Origin of the sequence: Gemmatimonas sp. (genome assembly GCF_044345575.1) — a bacterium.
GTDB lineage: Bacteria > Gemmatimonadota > Gemmatimonadetes > Gemmatimonadales > Gemmatimonadaceae > Gemmatimonas.
The window spans coordinates 1-5830 of sequence record NZ_JBIJAW010000205.1 but is presented as its reverse complement, the minus strand read 5'-3'; the positions used below and the strand labels follow the sequence as shown (position 1 = coordinate 5830).

4 protein-coding genes are annotated in these 5830 nt (G+C 65.7%); all 4 read left to right on the top strand.

Annotated features, from left to right (window positions below; all coding sequences use genetic code 11):
• Positions 1-942, top strand: a 942-nt coding sequence (locus tag ACIQ6O_RS11660) for an ABC transporter permease (RefSeq protein ID WP_396207962.1), incomplete at its 5' end; no start/stop codon positions are given.
• Positions 943-967: 25 nt separating this feature from the next.
• Positions 968-2215, top strand: coding sequence for an ABC transporter permease (locus ACIQ6O_RS11655; RefSeq protein ID WP_396207961.1), 1248 nt, complete (start codon positions 968-970; stop codon positions 2213-2215).
• A 279-nt stretch (positions 2216-2494) separates the two neighbouring features.
• Entirely contained in the window at positions 2495-3958 is a 1464-nt protein-coding gene (locus ACIQ6O_RS11650; protein ID WP_396207960.1) for a methyl-accepting chemotaxis protein, read from the top strand.
• A 141-nt stretch (positions 3959-4099) separates the two neighbouring features.
• Complete coding sequence (locus ACIQ6O_RS11645; protein WP_396207959.1) at positions 4100-5830, top strand: methyl-accepting chemotaxis protein; 1731 nt, start codon at positions 4100-4102, stop codon at positions 5828-5830.

Here is a 5830-nt window from a genome sequence, read left to right as displayed (position 1 = left end):
CCGGATGCCTTGGCCATTGGCCTCTCCACGGGCTGGCCCACGCCCCGATCCGATATCGTCTGGCGTAATCGCACGCTCGGCAGCGTGCTGGTCTTCGGCGTGACCGAAGGATACCAGGTGGTGCAGGACTACCGGTTCGTGGCTGGCCGGCCGCTCAGTGACGTGGATATCCGCGAACGGCGCAACGTCGTGGCCATCGGCGCTGATGTGGCGAAAGATCTCTTCGACAACGGCAAAGCCATCGACCAGGAAGTCCGTATCGGCGGTCAGCGATTCACCGTGATCGGTGTGGTGGCCCCCAAGGGCCGCGTGCTCGGTCAGTCGTTCGACGCCTTCGTGATGATCCCCATTCCGTCGTTCGAAAGTATTTGGGGGCGCCGGCAGCAGACGGTCGTGAGCGTAAAGATGCGCACGGCCGAAGAGGTGGGCCCCGCCATGGCGCGGGCGCAGGAATCGATGCGTATCGCGCGCCACCTGCGCCCCTCCGACCGGGACAACTTCGATATCGGCACCGGCGAGGCCTTCATCGACTTCTGGAAGCAGCTTACGCGCGTGTTGTTTGCCGTGGTGCCTGCCGTGGTGGCGATCGGCATTCTCGTGGGCGGGATCGTGATCATGAACATCATGCTCATGGCCGTGACCGAGCGCACCCATGAAATCGGCTTGCGAAAGGCGGTGGGCGCCACGCGTGCCGACGTGCGACGACAGTTCCTCGCCGAGGCGGTGGCGTTGTCTGTTGCCGGAGGCGCCTTTGGTGTGCTGTCCGGTTGGATCCTGTCGGTGCTCGTAAGCACGTTCAGCCCCCTGCCCGCCCGTGTCACGCCCTGGAGTGTGGTACTGTCGCTGGTGCTGGGCGCCGGGATCGGTGTGCTGTTCGGTGTGTACCCCGCCACGCGCGCCGCTCGACTCGACCCCATCACCGCCATGCGGGCGGAGACCTGATGGTGCGCGTCTCTCGGAGGGCCTCGTGGCGCTGACCGCCGGTGGGATCGGCGAGAATGTGCGGCTTGCCATCAGCGCCTTGCGCGCCAGCAAACTGCGGTCGGCGCTGACGATTCTCGGCGTCGTGATCGGTGTGGCCACGGTCATGGCCATGGCCGCCATCGTGCAGGGCATCCGCGACCAGATCGTCACCACGATTGAAGTCGCTGGCCCGACCACCCTGTACGTGCTCAAGAAGTTTTCGCAGACCCCGCTGAATCCGGACAACCTGCCGAAGGATGTGCGCATCCGCCCCGATCTCAGTGAGAGCGAGGTGGAGCGCATCCGGCAGTTACCGGAGATCGGCTACGCCTCACTGTGGGCGCAGACGTTGGCGCGGATCGAAGTCGACGGCGTGCGGACTCAGGGCATGGCAGTGATGGGCGCGGACGACGGCTTCACGCTCATTCAAGGCGGTGAACTGGTGGACGGTCGGTGGTTCACCAGAAACGAGAGTGCCGCGGGCGCACCGGTGGTGGTGCTGCAGGAAGAAACGGCGCGATCGCTCTTTGGGCAGGAACGCGCTCTGGGCCGCCAGGTACGTATCGGCGGGCGGGTGCTCACGGTCATCGGACTGTGGCAACAGCCCGGCAACATCTTCGCTCCCCCCGGGCAATCGGTGGGAGCGGTGGTGACCTACCGGTTCATGGACCGATCGTATCAGATCGATCGCACCAATGCGCTGTTCATCCCCGTGAAGCCGCGCGCGGGGATCCGTGTGGCGCAGGCGCAGAGTTCCGTCGAAATGGCCCTACGCGAAGCGCGTCGCCTGCGCCCGGGGGGCGGCAACACCTTCGATCTCGTCACGCAGGATCAGATTCTCGACACCTTCAACAGTCTCACGAGCGTCTTCTTCCTCGTGATGATCGTGTTGAGCGGCGTGGCCCTGCTCGTGGGCGGCATCGGCGTGATGGCGATCATGACCGTATCGGTCACGAGTCGCACGCGCGAAATCGGTGTACGGAAGGCGCTGGGGGCGACGCGGCGCGACATCCTCCTGCAGTTCCTCGTGGAGGCCAGCACGCTCACCGGAATCGGCGGGGTCATCGGGATCCTCGTTGGCTTGGCCCTCGGCCGTGCGGCCTCCATGGCGCTGGAGGTGAACGCCCCGGTTCCCGTGACACTCACCATGATCGCAGTTGCCGTGTCGGTAGGCATCGGGATCGTCTTCGGTATGGTGCCAGCCCAGCGCGCCTCACGGCTCGACCCCATCGAGGCGCTGCGGCACGAGTGACCCCGGTGCCGTCCCTGAGCGCGCGCCAAGCAAGACTAGGACCAACGGTCCAGAATGTGACGCAAAACTAATTAAAGAATTGCATGCGCTGATGCGAGACTCTGCAGTGCACCGCGGCAGTTGCGCCCTGCGGACGCACGATGGCGTGCGCCCCGTGACGTAACCCCACCAGCTGAAGCCTGCCGCCGACGTGCTGCCTGAGGCCACTCCCCAATGCTCAACTTCTTCGCACGCAAATCCGAACCCGCCGAACGCGCTTACCCGACCGGTCGCCTTTCCGTGACCGATCCGGAGGTGCGCAAGCGGTTCGAATTCCTGCAGGTGACCCCCACGGATCTCGGTGTCATTCAGTCGTGGGAGCCGCAGTGCAAAGCCGCGTGCGATACGATGATCGACGATTTCTACGGGTACATCTCGAAGACGCGCGAGGTACAGTCGATCATCGAGAAGCATACGAGCGTGGACCGTCAGCGACCGCTGGTCACCAAGTACCTGCTGGCCATGTTCACGGGGACGATCGACGACCAGTACGTGGCCTACCGTCGCCACGTCGGCGCCGTGCACGAGCGTATCAATCTCGATTCCAATTGGTACGTCGCGATGTACGAGGTGATTCGCGAGCACATGCTGCGGGCTGTGGAGAGCGGCGGGGCGACGATCGCCGAGTATCGGCGTTTCCAGCGCGCCTTCGACCGGGTGCTCCAGGCCGACATTGCCGTCGTGATCACCGCGTTGACCAACGCCCGTCAGGAGCGGGTGGAACAGCTCCTCAAGGGTGAGGCCATGCGTTTCCTCGACGAGATCAGCTCGGCACTCGAGCGACTCGCCAAGGGCGACCTGTCCGTTCGCGTCACGGGGAGCTACACCGAGCGTAACGCCGAGGTGCAGGCGAACTTCAACGCCGCGGTCGTGGAGCTCGCCTCCACGATGCGCGAGGTCACGCAGTCGTCGGGCGAAATTCTCGATACGGCCGCGGCGCTCCGCGAAAGTAGTGGCGTGCTGGCCGACGGGGCGTCGAGCCAGGCCGCATCACTCGAAGAGGTGGCGGCCAGCCTGCAGGAACTCACGAGCATGACGCAGACCAGTGCCGCGCACGCCGCGGAAGCCCGCGCCATCGCGGAGCAGTCGCGCACCAACGCGGCCGACGGCGTAAAGGGCATGCATCAGCTCACCGAGGCCATCGGACGGATCAAGGAAGGGGCGGACTCCACGGCCAAAATCATCAAGACGATCGACGAGATTGCGTTCCAGACCAATCTGCTCGCGCTGAATGCCGCCGTGGAAGCAGCCCGTGCCGGCGATGCCGGTCGCGGCTTCGCCGTGGTGGCCGAGGAAGTGCGCAGCCTGGCGCTGCGCAGCGCCGACGCCGCGCGGAACACCGCGCAGTTGATCGAGACGTCGGTATCGGCTGCCGCCGCGGGCGTGACACTCAACGCGCAGGTCCTCGACAAGCTGGCCACGATCGCCCAGCAGGCCGATCGGGTGAGCAGTGTCATCGGGGAAGTGGCAGCCGCGAGCGTGCAGCAGGACCAGGGGGTCGCACAGATCGCGATCGCCATCGAACAGATCAACGTGGTCACGCAGTCGGTCGCCGCCAACGCCGAAGAGAGCAGCTCGGCAAGTGTCGAGCTTCGGGAGCGGGCCGAGCATCTGGCGGGTACGGTGTCGGCCTTCACCACCGAGGATACCCAGCAACGCCGTCTTGGCGTGGCACCGAAGAAGGGCTCTCGATCGGCCGCATAAGCAGGACATCGTGATGCCGCGCCTCGAGCGCGTGAAACACGCCCGTCGGGGGCATTCAGTTCTGGGGCGCAGCACCCGAAACCCTTCTATAGCCGATGCAACCCGGCGGCAGTTTCCTTTCTTTCTGGATGGTGCGTCATCATGAGTTCGACGTCGTCGGTCTCGCGTCGTATCGCCGTCAGTGTCTTTTCCGTCGCCGCGATTGCGGTGGCGTTCAATCTGGCGATTCTGGTTTCACTCGGTGAGACCGCTGGGAGTGCCCGTGCGCTGGTGGTCGTGGCGACCGTGGCCGTGCTCGCGGCGGCCGGCTTCGCGTTCGTGTCGCTCAAGCGCGCCATCCTTGTCCCCATGGGGGCGATCATCGACCGCGCGAGCAAGCTGAGTCGCAACTGCATTGCCGGTATCGAACGCATTGCCGCCGGCATGGCTCGCGGGGATCTCACGGGCAAGCTCGAAGCCACCACGTCACCCATCAACGTCACGTCGGACGATGAATTCGGTGAACTGGCGCGCACGGTCAACGGCATCATCGCCACCTGCCAGGCGTCGATCGCGTCGTTGAATGCGGCGCAGCGCAACGTGCTCGCCATCGTCACCGACGCCGGCCGGCTCAACGCCGCTGCGGCCGACGGTGACCTGTCGCAGCGCGCTGATACCAGCCGGTATCAGGGCAGCTACAGCGAACTGGCGTCGGGCATCAATCATCTCATGGACAGCGTGAGCGTACCCATTCGCGACGCCTCGTCGGTCCTGCAGAAGCTCGCCGACCGCAATCTGACGGCCCGGATGGCCGGTGCCTATCGCGGGGAGTTCGTCGGCATGCAGGACGCCCTGAACGCCGCGGTGACGAATCTGGACCAGGCGCTCGCCGAAGTGGCTGCCGCTGCCGAGCAAGTGGCGGGCGCCGGTGGGGAAATCAGCGCCGGCAGCGATGGGCTTGCGCACGGCGCAGCCGATCAGGCCGCAAGCCTGGAAGAAACGACCAGCAGCCTCACCGAGCTGGCGTCCATGGCCAAGCTCAACGCGCAGAACGCCGCGCAGGCGCGTGCACTGGCGGGCTCCGCCCGTGACATTGCGACGCTGGGCGTGCAGGAGATGACGCAGCTGTCGCAGGCCATGGACCAGATCACCAAGTCGAGTGCCGAAACGGCGAAGATCGTCAAGACGATCGACGAGATCGCGTTCCAGACGAATCTGCTGGCCCTGAATGCAGCCGTGGAAGCGGCGCGCGCCGGCGACGCGGGCAAGGGCTTCGCCGTCGTGGCCGAAGAGGTGCGCAGCCTTGCCATTCGCAGCGCTGAAGCGGCGAAGAACACCGCGTCGCTCATCGACGAGAGCGTGCGCCACGCACAGTCGGGCAACACGTTCACGCACGTGGTCAACGGCAAGCTGCTCGAGATCAACACCCAGGTACAGAACCTCGGCGAAGTGATCGGTGAGATTGCCAACACGAGCGCGTCGCAGTCGGACGGCGTCCAGCAGCTCACGAGCGCGGCGAGCCAGATGAACGCGACGACGCAGACGGTGGCCAGCAATGCCGAGGAAGCCGCCAGCGCTGCGGTGGAACTCAGCAGTCAAGCGCAGACGCTGCAGGATCTGGTGAACAGCTTCGTCATCACCAACGGGCGCCCGGCGCGCACGCCCCACACGACACGCGTGGCCCACACGCCGCGGGCGATCACCAAGGCACCAGCAGCGGTGCCCCGTAAGGCGCCGCTACCGTCGCCCGTGCCGGCCCCAAAGCGTCTCGCGAGCCGTCCACCGATCAAGGCGGCACCAGTCCCGATCGCCAAGCCCGCGCCGCGGGATTCAGGCGAAGCACTCATCCCGTTCGATGACGGCGACGACGAGAGCATCCTGTCGGTGTTCTGA

Bases quoted from the DNA above. Each gene is read 5' to 3' on its own strand.
- ACIQ6O_RS11645 (WP_396207959.1), top strand. From the start codon at position 4,100: ATGAGTTCGACGTCGTCGGTCTCGCGTCGTATCGCCGTCAGTGTCTTT.